Source organism: Pseudophaeobacter sp., assembly GCF_039971195.1.
Taxonomy (GTDB): domain Bacteria; phylum Pseudomonadota; class Alphaproteobacteria; order Rhodobacterales; family Rhodobacteraceae; genus Pseudophaeobacter.
Map to the genome: position 1 here is coordinate 1 of NZ_JBDWPJ010000182.1, position 19,281 is coordinate 19,281.

The window sequence follows — 19,281 nt, forward strand, 5'->3', positions numbered from 1 at the left end:
CCGCCGCGCGGAAGCGCGGCTCGGTTGGTACGGGGTGCCAATGGGGTGCGGAACGGTGTTCTGAGCCAAGAGAGCCCCGGATCGAGAGGGGGCGTGCTGAGGTGGCAGTCGTTTGGTTCTAAATTTGGCGCGCGTGTCCGGCACGAAGCGGAGCGGGATGCAGGTCTGGCTGCATGTCCGGAGTTCGGCCCTTTCGGCAATGAACCCAGGGCCTCCGCCCGTTCGGCCCTGAAAGCCTCTCTCAGAGGCTTTCCGCGACGGGCCTCACCCCATCCAACGCCGGACTGGCGCGGCGCTTTCTTCCAGCGCCTGGCAGACCACATCCACCAGCGTGGGACCGTCGTGGTTGACGGCGTCGCGCATCACCCGTTCCAGGTCCTCAGGGTTTTCAACCCGCCAGCTTTTAACCCCGTAGGCGGCAGCAATGGCGGCATGGTCGGTACGGTTGAAATCAACATTGTAGTAACGGGCGTCTTTGTCGGCGGACTGGCTGGCCTTGATCCAGCCGAAACTGGCGTTGGAAAACACCACAAAGGTGATGGGCGCGCGAGCGCGGCAGACGGTTTCCAGTTCGCCCACCGTAAAGCCAAAGGAGCCATCCCCCATCAGGGCGACGGTTTTTGAAGTGGGGCGGCCAAACCAGGCGCCAAGCGACGCCGAAAGCGCATAGCCCAGGCCGCCATGGGCGCGGTTGGTGATGAAGTAGCGCCCGGGGCTTTGCTGCTGATAATAGGCAGAAAAATAGGGACAGCTGGTGCCAGGATCCGACACCACCGTGGCATCGGGCGGCAGCACTTTCATCAGCGCATCCACCACCCGCTCGGGGCGGATGGGTGCCTCGGTGCTTTTTGCAAGATGGTGGAATTTCTCAAATTTGCGCGCCTTGATCTGGGCGATGGCGGCAGCGCCGCCAAAGCTGTCAGCGCCCTGGCCGCGCTGGTCCAGCACGGCGTTGACGGCGGCTAGGGAAAGGCGTAGATCGCCCACCACGCCGACTTCGGTGCGATAATTGGCGCCAATCACCATGGGGTCATTGTCAAAATGTACCACGCGGGTGCCAGGTGCAGGGGCCTCCCAGCGGGAGGTGGTGGTGGAGCCCGCCCGGCATCCCATGAAGACGACTAAATCCGCCGCCTCCATCATCTCCCATGTCTCATCGGTGCCGCCATTCGATCCGACCACGCCTAGGCAATTGTCATGGCTATCGGCCAGCGATCCCTGTCCGGAAATCGAGGTGGCGACCGGGATATCCAGCCGGGTGGCAAGGCGTGACAGTTCTGCCATGGCGCCAGCAATGACAACGCCGCCACCACAGATGATCAGCGGAGATCTGGCGGAGAGGATGGCCTCTACCGCGGCCTCGGCGGCGCCGGGTTCGGGGGCCTGTGGGTAGGCAGGGTAGCTTTGGAGCTTTGGATCGGCCCAGATATCATTAGGGTCCACCGCATCATATTGAACATCATAGGGCAGGCCGAGATGGGCCGCCCCTGATCGTCCAGTGGTCATCGCCTTGAAGGCAGTGCGCACCATGCGGGGGATGTGCTGGGATTGCCGGATCACCGTGTTCCATTTGGTCAGGGGGCGCATCAGCGCCTCCTGGTCGACCTCGGTCAGCGGGTATTTCCCATAAGAGGCCACCGAGATATCGGTGGTGATGCCCAGCACCGCATAAGAGCTTTCTGAGGCTTCAATCAGCCCGGGCAGGATATAGGTGGCACCGCCCCCCGAAGGCCCCTCGGCCACGCCGGGGCGACCGGTCACCCGCGAATAGGCGTCGGCCATATAGGTGGCGCAGCGCTCATCGCGGGTCAGCACATGGTTGATACCGTGGTCCAGCCCATGCATCGCGTCGTAGAAGGGCAGGGTGGTGTCGCCACAGAGCCCAAAGATATGGCGCACCCCATGGGCTTCCAGCATGCGCACCATGGCCTCGGCGCCGTTCATTGCGTTGCTCATTTCGATCTCTCCCGTTGCGGTTTCCCATTGGTGTAGCCGGGTTCTGCACCCAGAATCGTTTTTGCGTTCAAAATTGTATACAGTTTGGAATTCATTATTGCGGACAAGTCAAGCCTGGCCTAGGGTGGCGCCAAATGGGGACCGATCCGCGCAGGGCCGGATCAGTCAGAAAGAGACGAAATGGCAAAACGCGAAAGCAATGTGGATCGTGTCTATGAGGCGCTGCGCCGGATGGCGGCGGATTTTGCCTTCAAGCCGGATCAGCGGATCAACGAAAGCGCCCTCTCCGAAGTTCTGGGCGCCAGTCGCACGCCTTTGCGCGAAGCCTTGAACCGGCTGGTGGCCGAGGGTTTTTTGACCTTTCAGATCAATCGCGGCTTCTTTTGTCGTCCCTTGACGCCGAGCTATATTCTGGACCTCTACGAGGCCCGTGTTGCAGTGGAATGCGAAGCCCTGCGGATTGCCTGCCAGCGCGCCAGTGAGGCTGATATTGGAGGTTTTGCTGACTATCTGGACCGGATGGAGCCGGAGTATCACAGCTCCGCCGAGCTGGAAGAACTGCTGGCGCTGGATGAGAGCTTTCACAGCAGGCTGGTGCAGCTTTCAGGCAATAGCGAGTTGCAGAGGATGCTGAAGAACCTCAATGGGCGGATCCGATATATTCGGCTGATTGATCTCAAACGTATGCGCGATCAGGGGGATGGGCAGGCACCGGGAGATGTCTCGGCGCATCGGCGGGTTTTGCTGGGCCTGCAACAGCGCGATGTCGCTGCGGCCACCGACGCCCTGCGCAGCCATATTGAAAAACGCCGCGAAGAGGCCACCGAGGCCGTGCGCATCGCCTTTTCGCAGCTCTATGTACCCGATGAATAGGCAAAGGTAGGATGATGGAACAGGGTGGCAAGACAGTCTACGGCGCTGCGGTTGGCATTTTGATGCTGGAAACGCAGTTTCCCCGCATTCATGGCGATATGGGCAATGCGCTTAGCTGGGATTTCCCGGTGCATTACCGGGTGGTACGCGGGGCGACGCCGGATCTTGTGGTGCGCAAGGATCCTACGGAACTGGTGGAGCTGTTTATCGAAGCAGGCCGTGATCTGGTTGCGATGGGCTGCGATGGCATCACTACCAACTGCGGCTTTCTTGCCCTGCTTCAAGATCAGATCCGGGATGCGCTGGGCGTGCCGGTTGCGACCTCTTCGCTGATGCAGGTGCCGATGGTGCAGGCGCTGCTGCCGCCGGGTAAACGGGTTGGTGTCCTGACCATCTCCAAAGAGAGCCTGACCCCGGCGCATCTGCGCGCGGCTGGCGCGCCAGAGGATACGCCTGTTGGTGGCACCGATGGCTTGCGCTGTTTCAGCCGCGATATCCTTGGTGATGCGGCGCAGATCGATTTTGAGGCCTGCCGGTTGGATATGATTGATGGTGCGCGTGCCTTGGGGGCGGGGAACCCGGATCTGGGGGCGATCGTGCTGGAATGTACCAATATGGTGCCCTATGCCCGCGATCTGCGGCGCGTCACCGGCCTGCCGGTGTTCTCTATCCACAGCTTTATCAGCTGGTTTCAGGCCGGGCTGATGCCGCGCCGGTTTGATCTGGAACTGGATGACCCCCGTTGGTAGCATTGCCAGACCGGCACTTTGCAATGGGCCTAGCTGAGCACCTGTAGCCAGAACCAGACGGTCAGCATCGAGGCGGCAGTGGCCAGCAGCACCGAAGAGGCGGCAACCCGTTTGGCGCGGCCATACATATTGGCAAAAATATAGGCGTTGAACCCCGGCGCCATGGCGGCATTCAACACCCCAGAGCGGAACAGATCCTGCTTTACCCCCAAAGAGCCCCCCAGCAGCCAGACGATACTGGGATGCACCATCAGGGCGGTAACACAGACAAAGCCGATGGCGCGCAGATCGCCTTCGGGGCGGTACTGCACCAGCACGCCACCGAGGGCAAAAAGGGCGGTTGGCAGCGCTGCTCGGATCACCAGCTCCAGCGCCGCATCAACCGTGCCGGGGATGGTCAGCCCTGCCAGGTTGAAGGCAAAGCCAAGCGCGATGCCAAGGATCAGCACGTTCTTGAACATCGCCGTCAGCACCGAAGTGACGGTTTTGACCCCACCGGCGCCGCGGCTGCGCACCACCTCCATCACGGTGATGCCCAGCCCGTAGCAAAAGGGCGAATGGAAGGCGATGATGGCATAGTTACCGGTCAGGTTTTCGGGGCCAAAGGCGCGTTCGGTGATGGGCAGTCCCAACAGGACCGAGTTGGAGAACAGGCAGCAAAACCCGATGACCACGCAGTCTTCCCAGTCGCGTTTGAACAAAAGCCGAGCCCCTGCAAGACCGATACAGAAACAAGTGGCCGCCCCTGTGTAAAAGCTGATCAATAGTCCGGGATCAAAGCTATTGCTCAGATCCAGATTGGCCATAGCGTGAAACAGCAGGCAGGGGATGGCAAACCCCTGGGTGAATTTCATCAACCCATCAATGTGCTGCGCCGAAAAGAAGCCTTTGTTGGTGGCGATATAGCCCGCTGCCACCACGAGAAAAACCGGTAGGATGACGTCTATCAGGCTCTGAAACATCGGTGTCTCCAAATCGCATCTGGCAGGCAGGCCAGAAGATAGGCCAAACAGAATGACAGGTGCAGCCCAGCGGGCGGCCCCTCAAATACTTTCGTCTTCGGACCCCGGTCTTTTGAATCGACAATGCCTCGTTGCAATTGTGGGGCAGGCCCCTAGAGCGGGCAGCGTATGACCATTCCATCAAAGGCCGGGGTAATGTGATCTGGGGTCTCGGCCTCCACCGTGGCGTAGTCGAGATCGATATGCATATTGGTCAGCACCGCTCTTTGGGGCTGCATCCGCTCGATCCAGGTCAGGGCCTGTTCAAGGTTGAGATGGGTCGGATGCGGCGTGCGGCGCAGCGCATCGAGCACCCAGCAGTCCAGCCCTTCCAAGGCCTGCGTGACCTCTTCGGAAATCTCTGCCACATCTGGCAGATAGGCAAGTCGGCCGATGCGAAAGCCCAGGGCATCCATGGCACCATGGTTGACCTCAAAGGGCACAAAAGGGATCTCGCCTCCGGGCCCGTCGATGGTGAAGGCCCCATCGATGGTGCGCAGATCCAGGATCGGCGGATAGGGCGAGCCTTCGGGCTGCACAAAGGCATAGCCAAACCGGGACAAGAGCGCGTTTTGGGTGTCGCCATCGGCATAGACTGGCACCCGCGCCCGCATGTTGAAAACGATCATCCGCAGATCATCAATCCCATGCACGTGATCGGCATGGGAATGGGTGTAGACCACCCCGTCCAGCCGTCCGACCTCTGCATCCAGCAGCTGACTGCGCATATCGGGCGAGGTATCAATCAGCACCGTGGTGGTGCCATCCGGCCCGTCACGCTCCACCAGAATGGAGCAGCGACGGCGGCGGTTGCGCGGGTTCTCGGGATCACACTCGCCCCAGTGGCCACCCAGACGCGGCACTCCGCCAGAAGAGCCGCAGCCCAGGATGGTATAGCGCAGCTCCGCCATCAGGCAGCAGCCTCAAATTGGGCGGCTTTCCAGAACAGGCGATCAAAATTGGCCTGGGTCCGGGCGGCAAAGTCAGCATAGTCCATGTCAAAGGCCTTGGCGCCGACCTGCGCCGTCAGCGCGGTATAGGCGGGCTCATTGCGTTTGCCGCGATGGGGAGGTGGCGCCAGAAAGGGCGCATCGGTTTCCACCAGAATGCGATCAAGCGAAGCACTGGCAAAGATGTCGCGCAGCTCCTGGCTTTTGGGGAAGGCGGCAATGCCGGACATTGACAGATAGAACCCGAGGTCCAGCGCCGCGCGGCCCAGCTCGGCGGAGGAAGAGAAGCAATGCATCACACAGGTGAAGGCACCATTTTGCATTTCTTCGCGCAGAATGCGCGCCATGTCGTCGTCAGCGGCGCGGGCATGGATGATCAGCGGCAGCTTGGTGTCGCGGGCGGCGGCAATATGGACACGCAGGGACTGCTGCTGCACCTCGGCGCTTTCGGCTGTGTAATGGTAATCCAGCCCGGTTTCACCGATGCCGACAAATTTGGGATGATCCGCCAGGGCAACCAGCTCTTCATAGCTGGCCATTGGTTCCGCGGCGACGCTCATCGGGTGGGTACCGGCGGCATAGAACACTGGCGCGTGGGCCTCGGCGATGGCGCGCACGGTGGGCTCTTCTCGCAGCTTGGTGCAGATGGTCACCATGCGGGTCACGCCAGCCTCGGCGGCGCGGGCGATGAGCATATCCAGCTCACCAGCAAAATCGGGAAAATCCAGGTGGCAGTGGCTATCGGTGATCTGGGGAATTGTGCTGCTCATGCCTGCCTCGTCTTGTCTTTGGCGGGATCCGGGCGCTGCCTGTACAAAGGTCAGCGGCTGGCGGTCTCCTGCATCTTAAAAACCGTATCTAGGACAAGTGAAGCCGGGTCAAGGTTCACCGCCTGCCCATGGCGCGCCCGTGCTGTTGCCTCGGCAGACAGATCGGCCCAGGCCAGGCCGCGCTGCGGCGTTGCGGCAAGGCGGGACAGCACCTCGGCCTCACCTCTGGCGGCTTCGGGCTGGGGTGCCTGGCCGGTTGCGCCAGTGCGGGCCAGCCGCGACAGGGCGACCTCGATCAGGGTGAGCAAAAGCTCAAACTTCTCTGCGGCACCGCGCTGGGCAGAGGCCTCGGCCAGGGCCATCGCACGTTGCCGGTCCAGTCGGGGCATGGTGCCGAGGATCTGGATCAGCTCGGCGTAGATCTTCAGCCCGCCAAGGTTCAGCAGCCGCAGGGCCGCGCCTACGGATCCTGCCGCCAAGGCTGCCAAATGTGTTGTTTCTTCTGGCAGCTCTGCCCCGGCCTGGGTCAAGGCCGCGCGCATGTCGTCGGGGGAGAGCGCCCCCAGCCGCAGAGTGCGACAACGGGAGCGAATGGTCGGCAGCAACCGCGAGGGCTGGTGTGAAATCAACAGAATAGTGGTGCGGGCTGGCGGTTCTTCCAGCATCTTCAGCAGCGCATTGGCGGCGCTGGTGTTCATATCGTCAGCTGCATCAACAATCACCACCCGGCGGCCGCCGTCCGTTGCCGAGAGGCCAAAGAAACGGTTCAGTTTGCGAATGTCATCCACCACGATCTGATCGCGCAGCTTGCCCTTGTCGTTGTAGCTGCGGCTGATCGCGGCCAGCCCCGGCTCTGCCAGGGCCTGAATACGGTGCGCGACGGGGTGCTCTGGGTCAATAGCCAGCGAGGTCACCGGCGGTGGCGCGCCAAACAGGCCCTCTTCGGCCGGGGGCGTGGCCAGCAAGAACCGCGCGATGCGCCAGGCCAGGGTTGCCTTGCCGATGCCCTGGGGGCCAGTCAGCAGCCAGCCGTGATGCAAACGGTTGGAGTTGAAGGCCGTGAGGAAATCCTGCTCGGCCTGCTCTTGGCCGAAAAGCTGGAGGGTTTCGCGTGGATGTGGCGCGCCCGGGGCCTGATCGGCGCGGGGCAGGTCTTCGTCGGCCTTGGCTTTGGTTGGGGCGCGGCTCATGGGGTCGCGGCTCCGGGCAGGGTTCCAGGACGGGCGGCAAGCGCCGCCTCGGTGTGGCGCAGAACTTCCGCCGCAACCGCCTCGATCCCCTGGGCCCCATCAACCACTTTGATCCGGGAAGAGAACTCTTCGGCCAGCGACAAAAACCCCGCCCGCATTTGTTCCTGCAGGCCGATGCCAAAGTCTTCAAACCGCTCTTCACTGCCTTGCCGACCCTTGGCGCGGGACAGCCCCGTGGCCGGGTCCATATCAATAAGCAGTGTAAGGTCCGGTTCGCGTCCGATCATCAGATCGTGCAGCTGATCCACGGTGGCGCGCAGATCGCCGCGTGACAGTCCCTGATACATCCGGGTACTATCGGCAAAACGGTCACAGATCACCACCTTGCCCGCGGCCAGCGCAGGCAGAATAGTCCGTTCCAGATGGTCGCGACGCGCGGCAGTGAACAAAAGGATCTCGGTCTCGGCCGACCATTTATCGGGGTCCCCTTCCAGCACCATGCGACGGATCTCTTCGGCACCTTTAGAGCCGCCAGGCTCGCGGGTGAGGATCACGTCCTGCCCAGCAGCCTGCAGGGCCTCGGCCAGGAGCCTGCATTGGGTGGATTTACCGGAACCGTCGATGCCTTCAAAGGTCAGGAACAGACCTGAAGAGCCGGCGTGCAATTTGTTCTGTGTCACTGTTGTTGTGCCTCGGGGCCATCGATGAGCTGTCTGGCCAGAACCTGAGCCGCAGTTTTAACCCGGACAAAAAAGCCGCCGGCTTGGATCTCTTTTTCCGCCACCAGAGGCAGGCGCATTTCTGGCAGCCCATCGGGTTGCAGCACCAGTTCCGCGAGTTGCTGGCCTTTTTGAACCGGGGCGGTGACCGGCCCGGTATAGACCACCTCGGCGGCGACCTGCTTGCCCGCCAGGGCTGGTAGCAAAATCTCTAGATCGCCTTCGGGCACCAGCCCTACCGATCGTTCCGTTCCACGCCAGATCTCTGCGCTTGCCACCGGGATACCGGCCTTGGCGATGGTCTTTTGGGTAAATTGGCGAAACGACCAGTTAACCACGGCCTCAGCCTCCTCTGCGCGGGCCTTTTCGCTGTCCAGCCCGGTGAGGACAAAGATCACCCGGCGATCCCCCTGCACCGCAGAGCCAACCAGACCATATCCGGCCTCGGAGGTATGGCCGGTTTTTAAGCCATCCGCGCCGATCCCAAGCCCCAGCAAAGGATTACGATTGCGGGTGTTGGAGGGGGCGCGGCCATCAAAGGCAAAGCTCTTTTCTGAGAACAGCGGATAGTACTCTGGGAAATCTTCGATCAGACGTTCCGCCAGAATGCCCAGATCGCGCATCGACATGCGATGGCCCACGGCGGGCCAGCCGTTGGAATTGGCAAAGCTGGCGTTGCTCATACCCAGTTCCTGGGCGCGTTTGGTCATATAGCGGGCAAAACCCGCCTCAGTGCCATCGGGGCTCAGCGCCTCGGCAATCACCGCACAGGCGTCATTGCCCGAGAGCACGATAATGCCGCGCAACAGATCCTCGACCCGCACCCGGTCAGTGGTGTCCAGGAACATGGTGGAGCCACCATAGCCCATGGCATGGGCGCTGACCGGCAGGCGCTCCTCCAGGGTGAGGCGGCCATCGCGCAGGGCCTCAAAGGCCACATAGAGCGTCATCAGTTTGGACATCGAGGCCGGCGGCAGTGGCACTTCGGCGTTCTTGGCCAGCAGCACGGTGTCCGTTCCCTGATCCAAGACAAAGGCCGCACGGGCCTGCGTGTCAAAAGCGGCCAGTGGCAGCGCCGTCAGGCACAACCCGAGGCCGACAGCCAGAGACAGCCTGGCTGTCTGAGCGAACCTGGCGAAGGGGCGGATCATGGATCTCATGCCTGCGGTCTCCTCACGGTTGGGGGGGGGGTAATTGGTAACGGCATAGGCATCGGTAAAGCCCGCAGCTTTGACGCTTTTGAGCAAATGGCTGCGTTCAGATTTTGTCTGGGCAGGCCCTACGACAACACGCCAGAAGGGTTTGCCATTGCCTGTCTGTGCCAGCACGGTTGGGATCAGCCCGGCATTGCGCATCTGGGCGGCCGTGTTCTTAGCATTGCTCTCCACACTGAAAATGCCAATCTGAATATAGGGCTTGCTGAGCGGCGAAATCTGCGGCGCTGGCGCAACGGGGGCTGCTGGAGCTGACGGGGCGGCACTGGGGGCGGCTTCAATGGCCGCAGCGGCTCCGGCTATGGGATCCAGCGGCGTGGCTTCAATCTCATCAGCGTTCAGGGCCTCGACGGCGGCTTCTTCCAGTGGGGTCTCTTGCGTGGTGGCTGCTGGCAGTTCTTCCACAGGGGCGGGTTCCGCCTCGCGGCGCAGGGCCGTTACGTTCAGCTCGACGGGCGCACCTGCCAGCATGCCCAGGGCCGCGGCGGCATCAGAGGAGGTCTGCAGGCGTGGGCCCGGTATTTCGCGCACCCGCCGGAACAGGGCGCCGATGACAAATTTGCCATTGGCCGTATTGCGAATGATCACCCGTTCCGGATCCTTGGCATCCGGGTGCGCCACCCAGACACCCCCCAGCGACGGGCGGCCATCCCAAAGGCCAGACTCGGTGACCTGAAACACATCCGGAGCCTCAACATCGCGTTCCACCAGCTGGGTGCTGTTGGATGTCGTCACCTCTGCCTCACCCGGCTTGGGTTTCAGGAAGGAAAGGTTGCTACCCTCTTCGCAGGCCGAAAGCACCAGCAGCGAAAGCGCTGCAAAGGCCAGCCCAGTTCTGGGTCTTGGTAATACGGTCTGCCGCGGCATGGCCTGTGTCATGGTTGTTTCCTTGCCTATGCTCTGTTGCGCCAAGGGCGCGCCCCGCCGGATTGCCCGGTCTTCCTTTTGATTTCTGGAATCATAGCCTGCGGCGACAGCCATGAAAACCCTATGGCGGCAGAGCTTGTGTGAAACCTGTGTGATTGGCGCTATCTTGCGTGTTTGCCCATGGTGGCTTGCATTTCTTGGCAGGCCGAGAGGGCAAGCGAAGGACATATGGGCATGAATGGCAATTTTCTCTTGCGTGTTACGCTGACGCGCCTTACACCGCCCGCAGACCGGGGAGGTGGCAGAGTGGTCGAATGCGGCGGTCTTGAAAACCGTTGAACGTGAGAGCGTTCCCAGGGTTCGAATCCCTGTCTCCCCGCCATCACCTTCTTTTGGCAAGAAAACCCCTCTAACACCTTGAATGGCAAGGTAGTTTTTGGTGTTCGAAGTCCTTCGTTTCGCGCAAAGGTAATTTGCTCTGCAAAGGCCAGCCTCAGGACAGTGCGTTGGGCGATCAGGTTGCCACTTTTCCAGAGTTTCCAAGGGTTTGATAGGAATTGTAGGGCGTGTTCGAACATTTTGTCGAAGGTGTGCATTGGCTTTCCTTTGTTTTGCAGCTTTTCGTCCAGAACCAGCTTCTCACGCTCCACCTTCTCGATGCGCTTCTCGTAGGCGGTAATCAGGGTTGGGCTATCCGCGTCTACTACGCGATCCAAAAGGCCTTCGATTTGCTTATCCAGTTTGTTGCGCTCCGTGCGGATCAGGCGCTTGTCAGCCTCCATTTGTCCCGCACGTTGCCCCCAAGCGTCTTTGAACATCTTTGACGCCATTGCAAACATGCCCTCGGATGTTTTGAGGCTTTGCATCAGCGCATCAAATTCACCTTCGAGCACATCACGACGGATCGATTTGCGATAGCTCGGGCATCCTTTGGCGTGGCAGAGGTAATACGGATGTTTCTTTCCCGACTTGCTGGTGGACCAGCAGGCCGTCAGAGGCGTGTTGCAGTCATCGCAACACACGAACCCCCGCAGTGGGAAATCCGCATTGATATCCTTGCGTGCGGGCGCTCTGGCCCCGTCCTTGATCCGTTGCTGGATCAATTCATGGGTCTCCAATGAGATCAGGCCTTCATGATGGCCTTTGCGCAGTGACACATCCCACTCGGGAATTTCAATGTAACCCGCAAAATGCGTGCGGGTCATCAGACGGATAACCCGTTCAAACCGGATCGTGCCATCGGCGAAGTCTTTCGGGAACGCAGGTTTGGACTCCAGAAACCGTTTCACTTCGGCCTGTGTTTCAAAATGACCAGAGGCAAACCCCTCCAAGGCCTCTTGGATGATGGATGCCAAAGGTTCATCCCGCACCAGCATATTGCCATGCCCTGCAACGCGCTCATACTTGTATCCAATCGGGGCGCGGAACACCCAGTAACCGTTAAGCGCACGGCCCCGCATACGGTTCTTTGTTTGCTCACCATTTTTCTGGCGTTGGTGCTGAGACACAGACGCCAGCAGGTTTTCCACCAGAATGCTGTCACTGTCCTCACCGAATTCAATCGACGGGCTTTCCAGCTTGCCGCCCGCTTCGGCCAGCAGCGCCCTCAGTTGCCAATGCCCAACCACATCCCTCGCAAAGCGGTTGATGTCGTCAATGATGACAACACAGGTTTCCTTTTGCGCCTTCAAGTACGCCAGCAGAGCAATCATGGCAGGGCGATCAGCATCACCACCCGATTTGTTGTCATTGAAGACCTCAAGCACCTCATAGCCCTTGTACCGCGCATATTCACGGCAACGGCTTTCTTGTGACGCCAACCCGTCACCCTTTTTCAACTGGGCGACGCTCGAAACGCGGGCGTAAATGACGGCGTGTTGTGTTGTTTCCATTAAAGTCTCCCTTCATGTTGCGCGTCAGTCTCAGAGGCTGCGGCAGTTTCAAAAGTTGTTTTGGTATTGGGCAAATTTAGCACATCCACGGCGGGCATTTCTGCCAGGGACACATCTTTTCCACAGGTCTGCTGAACGGGATGAATGCCGAACCCAAGATCAACAAAGCTGACCATGATGGACCACAGCGCTTCGATCAGCTCACGCTTGTGTTCGTCCGAGATATCTTCATCTTCGAAAAATGGCAGATAGGCATCCCAATCAATCGTCAGGCGCGGCGGGGCCGTTTCGGGATTAAATTCTGGGGGAATGTCGGTCATGGCCTGCTTCTTTCTGCCTCTCGGCGTTTCTCTGGTTCGGGGTCTCCTTTGTTGCCTCTCACCGCGAGAGAACATAAGTGGAACAATATAGGATATTATTCCCAAGACCCAAAGCATGAATTTTCTGGCTTCGTGGTCTGGATATCCTAAAATACCGCTGTAATGGCCGTAGGTTGCGGGTGAAATCGGGTAGTTTTGAGGCAAGGATTTTGATGTGGATAAAAATTGGAAGTCAGCGACCAAAGCTGACCGCGCCGCCCTCTATCATGTTGCCCGTTCTGTTGCGGACACCACCAACCTGAGCGTGGAAGCCATTATGGAGCAAGCCTTCGGTCACAAGCTGATGGTTGGGACCGACTATCTATCGAATTTTCGCAGCGGAGCCATTGGACGGCCCAAAGCCAAACTGATCCACGCATGGATCGCTGAACACCACCTTGAAACTGCCCATGCGATTGCCCCTGTTTTGTTTCCCAAATTACATACTAACGCATGGGACGGTTACGTTGATGCTCACGGTATTAAAGGACAATTGCAGATCAAGCGTTTCGTCAAAGGCGAATTAAACCTGATCAGGAAGGTGAAAGATCGCTCGCACCCAGACGTAAAGCTAAATCTGGGTGAGGAGTTTTGCTTTTTCTTGCGAGTTGAGTTCAATGCACATGCCGTTGGGTTTGAGCGATTTAAAGGGGAATGGCACGCTATGCCGCTCGGAAAGGACGGAACGGCGATGTTCAAGCTAACAAGCGACGAGCCGCATTTCCCAGTTGATGGACACGGCAAGTTTGAACGGCTCGTGGAAGACAGCGATCTTGGCTTGCATCGGTTTGTGTTCATCATTGCAGAGTGCATTAACGACCTGCCCACAAAACCCGACTTAACTGCGATTGGGAAAGGCGTCAGATTGCACTATATTGATGTTCGATTTTTGACCTGATATTTGTAGACCAGCGGCAAGATTTGTTCGTTTGCCTCTTTCAGCTCCGCCCATTCTTGCGCGCCTCTCGTTTGCAATTGATCCCAATGCCCAAGCTTTGCGTTGGAAATATCGGCAAAGAACACCGAAGGGTCTCCCAAGTCGTCGAGAAAACTTGTCGCGTCGTTTGCTCGTGCCTGCTCTATTGCATCGAAATAAGCAGGCAGGATCACCTCTTTAGAAAATGCCCGAATGCGCCTTTCGTCTGGCAACGCCGCTCCATTCAAACAAGCCCCAATCGACCACATGTCGCTGACATGGCCCAAAAGCTGAAAAATGCGTGTTGCAGCTTTTGGGTGTGTCTCACTCGGGTTTTGGTTCTGGGCATCGATCTTTTCAATCGCCACCATCACAGCCGCGATGCTGGAAGTGATCACATGCAACTCCGCCCAATCGGCGGTTTGCATGGTGCCTAGCATTTCCTCCAAGGCCTCATGGTCGGCCTGTAGTTCCAGACACCGCTCTACCTTGTCCCAAAGCTCAGGCGGCAGGTCAGGTTCTTGAACCTGTGACCTGCCAGATTTGGACACGAGATAGAACGTTGGCACGCCTTCTAGGATCGAGAAATGCCCCAACTCAATGTGCGCGCGCTCGTGCAGCGTGATCCAAATTTCAGATATTTGATCAATCGTTGTTTTTCCGAATTTCAATCGCTTCTTCGATCCAATCCTCAATGTGATCTTCAATATAGCTGTAAACACCTTTGCTGGTTGTACGAGGCGGATCATACGCCTTCGCAATCGTTGAAAGTCGCTTACCACTGGGGCCGTGCGTAACGTAATAAAGGGGATTTGCGCCTTTTGAAGACTGCTCGCCTTTGCTGTTTTTTATATTGTGGACAAAAATCACTACTACGCCTTTGTTTTCATCCCACGACTCCTTTATTTCATGGTTAATCCATTTCCTGCCAGCTGTTTTCGAGCCTGCTAATATTACTGTGCAGGTTCTTCCTTTCATTTGATCTTCAATCCATTTTTTTATCTTGGCGTCCCCACCACCTGTGACAGTTTCCCAATCATTGTCAGATGCTGGTTTGTTCCCCTCAACTGAACCAATATTACGTATTGTCGAGACGCGCCAATTGTCGGGTTTATAGTGGAAGCTGTAGAAACACTTTCTAGCCATTTTTGTTAATCCCTATTTGTTAATTTCTTTCAGAATGCGCATCACCGCACTCAGAATTTCACTGAAGGGCTTTGTATCATCGCCTAGAATGGCGAAGGAATCTGTGACGGTTTTAGATGTCTGCCCATTGTGCGCATCAAAACTAACATTGACCTCATCCCAAAGCTGTTTTGCCATGAAGCCAGTTGCACCAATTGGCAGAAGGAACAGCCCCTTTTCCTTTGCGATCTCAAACTCTTCGCGCATACCGTTTGATAGAACAATGTCATCTCCATCCAGCTTGTTGCCGATAACGAAAATGGCGACTCCAGAAAAGGAGAGCATATCATTTCTATAGTCCGTCCAAAGCTGTTGTAAGTTCGTGTTTTTTGTTGCTTGTTGAGGAAACGGGCGAAGAATTAGTCGTTCACTTCGTATGGTTTCGCCATAAGCCATATAAATTTGCTCAAGAGCACCAGTAATAACCGCGCTGCCGATGCCGAGACCAAACCCTGATACGACACGAAAACCCTCTTTAATTATTGCTTTGCTAAGATCAGCGACGAACTGATGAGTCTCTTCCTCGGTTCTAGGATCGTAGCTATGAGCAGCACCTGATATGAAGACCGTGTCGCGTCTGTATTGTTTCTCCAAGCTTTCCAATATCTCTGTGATTTCGTGATATTCATCAATCATGAGTGACTGGATGCCATAACCAAGCAAATCCTGAACAAAGTACTCCTGCTTGCGCTTCCGATATTCAAAATCTGCTTGATCTTTACAGTCTTTCAATTGAACCGTTCTCAAGATGCAATGGTGCATTCGTTGATTTTCATCGTAAGCGATGCGGACTCGGCTGAGTATGTAGTCGATATTCGGATCAGAAAAACTGAAACCAAGAAACAGAAATGTCTTTGAAGTGATGTCACCGGTTAGTGCATTAATAAATGGCTGCTTTTCAACGTGATACTTTTCGTAATCCAGTCTAGTGAGAACAGCTTCATTCGGATGCTCAACATCGCCGTGCATTTTGTAGACAATGGCGTCACGCCTAGGCGTTGTTTTTAGGTGATGAGCTTTCGTAAACTTTACGTCTGGTATTTTGCCCGCATTTTCCAACGATTTTTCGATTAGCTTATCGTAGTTGGTCGTCCAAAATGTTGTAATTGGAAGTCGTGCAAGAATCTGATGATTAGCAGTGGTTTCGGTCTTGCCGCAGAAATTTGTGACCAGAAGCTGGTTCAACTTGCTCCTGTTCTTGCCCTTTTTGTTGTAGTGAAACTGTGCCAGAGAGACCAAATTTGCCTGCTCTTTTTCAATATCTAGCTCAAGTTCTTCAGCTATTGGTTCCAACAACTCAGCCCAATTGACAAAACCTGCTGCTACGGACATACCAGCTCCGAGAAATGCAGCTAAATTTTCTTCTTGTAGCTCTTCAGAAAGCGCGCGAACGAGTTGGTCTTTTTGTGCTTGAGATGCCACTTACAAAGCCCCCATTTAACTCAATATTTTTTTCAAATTTTCCCAATTCCAACGATAGAGTTGGCCTGCTCCTGGGACCGCTGTGTAGTTGCCGTCTTTGTACCCAATCACCTGTACCACCCGCTTTTCAGCGGCGCGGGCCATTTTGATCTCTTTCAAAACGCCCTGTGCCCGATAGGTTTGAGGGCCGACCATCACAACTACTATGTCGGACCGCTTGATTGCTGAATTTCCCTTCGCTTCCCAATCTCTTTCGGGAGCAGCTTCTTTTAGCGAGTTGTCGATCACCTCAAACGGCGAATCCTGCATCCGCGACTGTCCAATGATGAAATCTTTGAGCCTTTTGTCGTGATCAAAGTCAAAGCTTACAAATACTCGTTTCTTCATAATTTAAGTTTCCTATTCGTACCACGAGCGGTTCCAAAGCACGCAACTCTCAGGTGTTTACCTCAAGTCTCTTCGCCCACCTTTGATTGAGATCAAAACATCACAACTGTCTTGATGCAACCAACATTCGCGACTTATTCACAGATTGAAAAGGGGTGCTTTGTGATCGTCACCTGACATCGCTAACAGGGTCAGCTAGGCAATAAGTGAACCACTAGTGTTTACGGCGAGATGCGGGTCTTTGACCCCTTTTTGCTGCGACTCTACGGACACCTTCCAGCATTAAGGAACGCTGCTAGATGTGTGTCATGTGACACCCTGCGCTGCGTCCCCTTCAGGCCACCTTACAGCATAAGGTTTGCTGCAAGTTGTGTGTGGTAGTACCACACGACTTGACAAGGGGGCTGCTGCGCTCCCCCGTTGTATCCCCCAAAGCTGATGGTCGAGATTGGCATTGAGCCAGTCACGACCGTGCAAACATATCGGTGTTTGATCCCTCGCAGGTGAGATTTCACTCTCCCTGCACCCATTGACAAAGGGGCGTTCCTGCCACTTGGAACCCAGATCAACCCTCCGCCGATTGAATGCCGTCAGCTTGTCGAAGCTGAATCCGACCAAAGGGCGTATCGCCGCCCCTTGTGAACCGCTCGCAGGATTTTGAGATTTTCTATCTCCAGCTATACCTAACCAAACCCGAACGAATGCCACGTTTGACAGAAAATATGGTGGCAATTTCTATTCAGATTCTATCCAATTGACCTAGCGTAATGAGTAAATTTGACCAAAGGATCAGCTTTGGTGCTAGCGAAAATTGGTAGTTTGTGATACGGTTAGGTAATATTTATGCCAAATATGAGATGTGGGAGACATAAAATTATCATGAGGAGGTAGGCCGTGCAGCTGCCGGAGCACATCCTAGAAGCACTAACCGCCAAAGTTGAACAGCACGAATTTTCTTCACCAGTATGTCTCGAAATGACAAGATTGCTTGTGCCAGAAATTCTGTCCGAAAAAATATCCCTCCAGTACATAAAGCATTTGGATGACGACACTGTATCTCGTGCTGATCGCTACAAAACACTGGCTGATTTTTCGAAAGGTTCCGTATATCGCGAAGGCGAATTTATCGAATTGCTGGTAAATGATTCATTTAATGAAGCAATCGCAAAAGTCTGTACTTCGCAAGGGATAAAGGGCATCAGCGCCTCGATGCCGAACAAGCCGGAGAATGATAAGGTTGTTGTCTCTAATTGGTACAACATTGTAAAAGATATTCTTAGTATGAACTCTTGGAACCTTGCGATTATTCTAATGGCAGTCGGTTTTTCAGTGTTGTATGTTACAGGGGAATTATCATTCTCTGATTTCAAGGATATTTTGATAGCTTTTCTTGAATCAGAAAAAAACCCACTAAACCTTGGGAGAGAATCCAGCACGATCCGCTGATTCTTCTCGTAGCATCTTAGCTAGTTGCCTGTAGCGTTCTTCTTCTAAGGGATCAGATTCTCTGCGAGCTAAATTTTCTCTAACTTCTCGCATAACTTTCCTATTATCCAAAAAATCAGTACTAAGAGATAAAACTGGTTCTGCTTTATGCTGCGCTACATTTCCGAATGATAAAACGTTCGAGACGTCACACCCTTGTTCTTCAAGAACTTGTCTCGTTGCATTCCCACTTTTGGACTCTTTATCCGAAGCCATCTCTTTTTCTCCAAAGCAACTTTTTGACGCCGTATCGGTGCTTGCCATGGGGGTTGCTTCGGCACCGCTCTTCTTCTTACCACGGAACGGCAAAATCCTCAATTGCGGTAGTGCAAATCCGACATGGAAATGGGTTTGCGCCAACTTCTTAGAAAAATTCATATTTTACAGTGCCATAAGGCGATGCCGAAGGCAAGTAAGTACAAAGATTAGTGTCGCAGATGAGCATCAAACTGTCTCTTATTTCGCCTGAATATACGTTTTCTCGGGCTTGTTTAGACTCTTCCCTAGATTGTGAATCACTGACGGGTTTTTCTCCATCTACACCGAACCATGCCCAACCGATCTGCGTGTTTGATCCGCAATCATGGGAGCCTGTCCGCTCCCCCAATACCCCCATGAATGACTAGGGCTGCCGCCCCCGCGCGGTTCAAAGGGTGAGTCCTCACCATGCTCGCTTCATTGGCATTGCAGCTCCGCGTGGTTCTGGTCCTGCCTGCGGCATCTTTGATCCTTGCACCCCAGCTCCTCGGCGGAAGCCATACGGTTGCATGCGCAACCCGTCAGGACAAAGAAGAGGAGACAAGACACATGCCGCAGCTACACGCACAACTACATCGACATGGACGCCATCGCTCACGACTTGGCTTATGACTACACAGAAACCGAGATCGCTGGCGAAACGCTGATCTATCGGGCGGCATGACCGCCCGAAGAGCTGATTGGTCTTTCGGAAGTCAAGGGCGAATGAACTGAAATTCCCGCCAATCCCGTGCGATCAACTGAGGCAAATAGCGGAACACACCAATAGCTAGCCCGAACAAGATGATAAAAGCAACGAAACCAAACGGCCCGATATCGACGTCATGATACATAAACGCGTAGGAAAGCCCGACTGCACTGAGAACAAGAAGCGCGGCGATGACTGTCAGTATATGGGTTTTTCGGTCGGAAATTTGTAGCTGCCAGAAGCAGAATGCACAGATGTACATGAGCAGCCCCACTTGAGTGGTCCAACTTGAAAGTTAGTGCATGATTGGCCTTTGGTCCATCGGAACGATGGCCTCTGGCGCAGGTGGGCGGTAGCCCAATGCACTATGGGGTCGTTTGGTGTTGTAATGGCTCCTCCA

The 19,281-nt window shown here is 55.8% G+C and carries 20 protein-coding genes, 1 tRNA gene and 2 pseudogenes; 6 read left to right on the forward strand and 17 right to left on the reverse strand.

From position 1 onward, the window contains the following. Positions 1-264 precede the first annotated feature (264 nt). The gene (locus ABJP42_RS15825; protein ID WP_348342048.1) at positions 265-1,956 is read right to left on the reverse strand and encodes a thiamine pyrophosphate-binding protein; all 1,692 of its coding nucleotides are present in this window, start codon (positions 1,954-1,956) and stop codon (positions 265-267) included. Positions 1,957-2,136: 180 nt separating this feature from the next. Between ABJP42_RS15825 and ABJP42_RS15830 the strand changes: the two genes are divergently transcribed. Continuing rightward, the gene (locus ABJP42_RS15830) at positions 2,137-2,829 is read left to right on the forward strand and encodes a GntR family transcriptional regulator (protein ID WP_348342050.1); all 693 of its coding nucleotides are present in this window, start codon (positions 2,137-2,139) and stop codon (positions 2,827-2,829) included. A gap of 14 nt (positions 2,830-2,843) precedes the next feature. Then, a complete protein-coding gene (locus tag ABJP42_RS15835) occupies positions 2,844-3,578 on the forward strand; it encodes an aspartate/glutamate racemase family protein (protein WP_348342082.1) in 735 nt (244 codons plus the stop codon). A gap of 29 nt (positions 3,579-3,607) precedes the next feature. Here ABJP42_RS15835 and ABJP42_RS15840 read toward each other — a convergent pair whose 3' ends face one another. The 7 genes and pseudogenes from ABJP42_RS15840 to ABJP42_RS15870 form a co-directional block, all read right to left on the reverse strand. Then, the gene (locus ABJP42_RS15840; RefSeq protein ID WP_348342052.1) at positions 3,608-4,540 is read right to left on the reverse strand and encodes an AEC family transporter; all 933 of its coding nucleotides are present in this window, start codon (positions 4,538-4,540) and stop codon (positions 3,608-3,610) included. A 152-nt stretch (positions 4,541-4,692) separates the two neighbouring features. Further along, complete coding sequence (locus tag ABJP42_RS15845; protein WP_348342054.1) at positions 4,693-5,490, reverse strand: MBL fold metallo-hydrolase; 798 nt, start codon at positions 5,488-5,490, stop codon at positions 4,693-4,695. Next, complete coding sequence (locus tag ABJP42_RS15850; RefSeq protein ID WP_348342056.1) at positions 5,490-6,299, reverse strand: TatD family hydrolase; 810 nt, start codon at positions 6,297-6,299, stop codon at positions 5,490-5,492. Before ABJP42_RS15850 ends, ABJP42_RS15845 begins: the two co-directional genes overlap by 1 nt. 50 nt (positions 6,300-6,349) lie before the next feature. Continuing rightward, positions 6,350-7,489: a DNA polymerase III subunit delta' gene (locus ABJP42_RS15855; RefSeq protein WP_348342058.1), complete on the reverse strand. Its 1,140-nt coding sequence runs from the start codon at positions 7,487-7,489 to the stop codon at positions 6,350-6,352. Beyond that, positions 7,486-8,169 (reverse strand): dTMP kinase, encoded by a 684-nt coding sequence (tmk, locus tag ABJP42_RS15860; RefSeq protein ID WP_348342060.1) that lies wholly within the window; start codon positions 8,167-8,169, stop codon positions 7,486-7,488. Before tmk ends, ABJP42_RS15855 begins: the two co-directional genes overlap by 4 nt. Further along, positions 8,166-9,359, reverse strand: coding sequence for a D-alanyl-D-alanine carboxypeptidase family protein (locus ABJP42_RS15865; protein ID WP_490363232.1), 1,194 nt, complete (start codon positions 9,357-9,359; stop codon positions 8,166-8,168). The genes tmk and ABJP42_RS15865 overlap by 4 nt, the downstream gene beginning before the upstream one ends. A 111-nt stretch (positions 9,360-9,470) precedes the next feature. Further along, a pseudogene (locus ABJP42_RS15870) lies at positions 9,471-10,517 on the reverse strand (SPOR domain-containing protein); the annotation flags it as partial. A 64-nt stretch (positions 10,518-10,581) separates the two neighbouring features. Between ABJP42_RS15870 and ABJP42_RS15875 the strand changes: the two are divergent. Both ABJP42_RS15875 and ABJP42_RS15880 read left to right on the forward strand, forming a co-directional pair. After that, positions 10,582-10,671, forward strand: a tRNA-Ser gene (locus ABJP42_RS15875). 184 nt (positions 10,672-10,855) lie between these two features. Next, positions 10,856-11,113, forward strand: a complete 258-nt coding sequence (locus ABJP42_RS15880; RefSeq protein WP_348342062.1) for a hypothetical protein — start codon at positions 10,856-10,858, stop codon at positions 11,111-11,113. Between the two features lie 63 nt (positions 11,114-11,176). On the opposite strand, the pseudogene ABJP42_RS15885 reads toward ABJP42_RS15880, so the two are convergent. Together ABJP42_RS15885 and ABJP42_RS15890 are read right to left on the reverse strand one after the other, a co-directional pair. Then, positions 11,177-12,181: pseudogene (locus ABJP42_RS15885) on the reverse strand (recombinase family protein); the annotation flags it as partial. Further along, positions 12,181-12,501, reverse strand: a complete 321-nt coding sequence (locus ABJP42_RS15890) for a hypothetical protein (RefSeq protein WP_348342064.1) — start codon at positions 12,499-12,501, stop codon at positions 12,181-12,183. The pseudogene ABJP42_RS15885 and the gene ABJP42_RS15890, both read right to left, overlap by 1 nt. A gap of 214 nt (positions 12,502-12,715) precedes the next feature. On the opposite strand from ABJP42_RS15890, the gene ABJP42_RS15895 reads away from it, so the two are divergent. Then, the gene (locus ABJP42_RS15895) at positions 12,716-13,438 is read left to right on the forward strand and encodes a hypothetical protein (protein WP_348342066.1); all 723 of its coding nucleotides are present in this window, start codon (positions 12,716-12,718) and stop codon (positions 13,436-13,438) included. Here ABJP42_RS15895 and ABJP42_RS15900 read toward each other — a convergent pair. From ABJP42_RS15900 to ABJP42_RS15915, 4 genes are read right to left on the reverse strand one after another with little or no spacing between them, the layout of a single operon-like run. Then, a complete protein-coding gene (locus tag ABJP42_RS15900; RefSeq protein ID WP_348342068.1) occupies positions 13,411-14,127 on the reverse strand; it encodes a hypothetical protein in 717 nt (238 codons plus the stop codon). The genes ABJP42_RS15895 and ABJP42_RS15900 overlap by 28 nt on opposite strands. Continuing rightward, positions 14,102-14,602, reverse strand: a complete 501-nt coding sequence (locus ABJP42_RS15905; protein ID WP_348342070.1) for a TIR domain-containing protein — start codon at positions 14,600-14,602, stop codon at positions 14,102-14,104. The genes ABJP42_RS15900 and ABJP42_RS15905 overlap by 26 nt, the downstream gene beginning before the upstream one ends. A 12-nt stretch (positions 14,603-14,614) precedes the next feature. Next, complete coding sequence (locus ABJP42_RS15910; RefSeq protein WP_348342072.1) at positions 14,615-16,063, reverse strand: SIR2 family protein; 1,449 nt, start codon at positions 16,061-16,063, stop codon at positions 14,615-14,617. A gap of 15 nt (positions 16,064-16,078) precedes the next feature. Then, positions 16,079-16,450, reverse strand: coding sequence for a TIR domain-containing protein (locus ABJP42_RS15915; protein ID WP_348342074.1), 372 nt, complete (start codon positions 16,448-16,450; stop codon positions 16,079-16,081). Positions 16,451-17,344: 894 nt separating this feature from the next. On the opposite strand from ABJP42_RS15915, the gene ABJP42_RS15920 reads away from it, so the two are divergent. Beyond that, positions 17,345-17,896 carry a hypothetical protein gene (locus ABJP42_RS15920; RefSeq protein WP_348342076.1) on the forward strand — a complete coding sequence of 184 codons (552 nt, stop codon included), beginning with the start codon at positions 17,345-17,347 and terminating at the stop codon, positions 17,894-17,896. On the opposite strand, the gene ABJP42_RS15925 is transcribed toward ABJP42_RS15920, so the two are convergent. The 3 genes from ABJP42_RS15925 to ABJP42_RS15935 all read right to left on the reverse strand — a co-directional run. Next, positions 17,861-18,313, reverse strand: a complete 453-nt coding sequence (locus ABJP42_RS15925) for a hypothetical protein (protein WP_348342078.1) — start codon at positions 18,311-18,313, stop codon at positions 17,861-17,863. The genes ABJP42_RS15920 and ABJP42_RS15925 overlap by 36 nt on opposite strands. A gap of 575 nt (positions 18,314-18,888) precedes the next feature. Next, positions 18,889-19,143, reverse strand: a complete 255-nt coding sequence (locus ABJP42_RS15930; RefSeq protein ID WP_348342080.1) for a hypothetical protein — start codon at positions 19,141-19,143, stop codon at positions 18,889-18,891. A 33-nt stretch (positions 19,144-19,176) separates the two neighbouring features. After that, positions 19,177-19,281, reverse strand: a 105-nt coding sequence (locus ABJP42_RS15935) for an integrase core domain-containing protein (RefSeq protein ID WP_348342086.1), incomplete at its 5' end; no start/stop codon positions are given.

Bases quoted from the DNA above. Each gene is read 5' to 3' on its own strand.
- ABJP42_RS15865 (WP_490363232.1), bottom strand. From the start codon at position 9,359: ATGATCCGCCCCTTCGCCAGGTTCGCTCAGACAGCCAGGCTGTCTCTG.
- ABJP42_RS15905 (WP_348342070.1), bottom strand. From the start codon at position 14,602: ATGGCTAGAAAGTGTTTCTACAGCTTCCACTATAAACCCGACAATTGG.
- ABJP42_RS15840 (WP_348342052.1), bottom strand. From the start codon at position 4,540: ATGTTTCAGAGCCTGATAGACGTCATCCTACCGGTTTTTCTCGTGGTG.
- ABJP42_RS15925 (WP_348342078.1), bottom strand. From the start codon at position 18,313: ATGAATTTTTCTAAGAAGTTGGCGCAAACCCATTTCCATGTCGGATTT.
- ABJP42_RS15915 (WP_348342074.1), bottom strand. From the start codon at position 16,450: ATGAAGAAACGAGTATTTGTAAGCTTTGACTTTGATCACGACAAAAGG.
- ABJP42_RS15855 (WP_348342058.1), bottom strand. From the start codon at position 7,489: ATGAGCCGCGCCCCAACCAAAGCCAAGGCCGACGAAGACCTGCCCCGC.
- ABJP42_RS15890 (WP_348342064.1), bottom strand. From the start codon at position 12,501: ATGACCGACATTCCCCCAGAATTTAATCCCGAAACGGCCCCGCCGCGC.
- ABJP42_RS15850 (WP_348342056.1), bottom strand. From the start codon at position 6,299: ATGAGCAGCACAATTCCCCAGATCACCGATAGCCACTGCCACCTGGAT.
- ABJP42_RS15930 (WP_348342080.1), bottom strand. From the start codon at position 19,143: ATGTACATCTGTGCATTCTGCTTCTGGCAGCTACAAATTTCCGACCGA.
- ABJP42_RS15845 (WP_348342054.1), bottom strand. From the start codon at position 5,490: ATGGCGGAGCTGCGCTATACCATCCTGGGCTGCGGCTCTTCTGGCGGA.
- ABJP42_RS15830 (WP_348342050.1), top strand. From the start codon at position 2,137: ATGGCAAAACGCGAAAGCAATGTGGATCGTGTCTATGAGGCGCTGCGC.
- ABJP42_RS15825 (WP_348342048.1), bottom strand. From the start codon at position 1,956: ATGAGCAACGCAATGAACGGCGCCGAGGCCATGGTGCGCATGCTGGAA.
- ABJP42_RS15835 (WP_348342082.1), top strand. From the start codon at position 2,844: ATGGAACAGGGTGGCAAGACAGTCTACGGCGCTGCGGTTGGCATTTTG.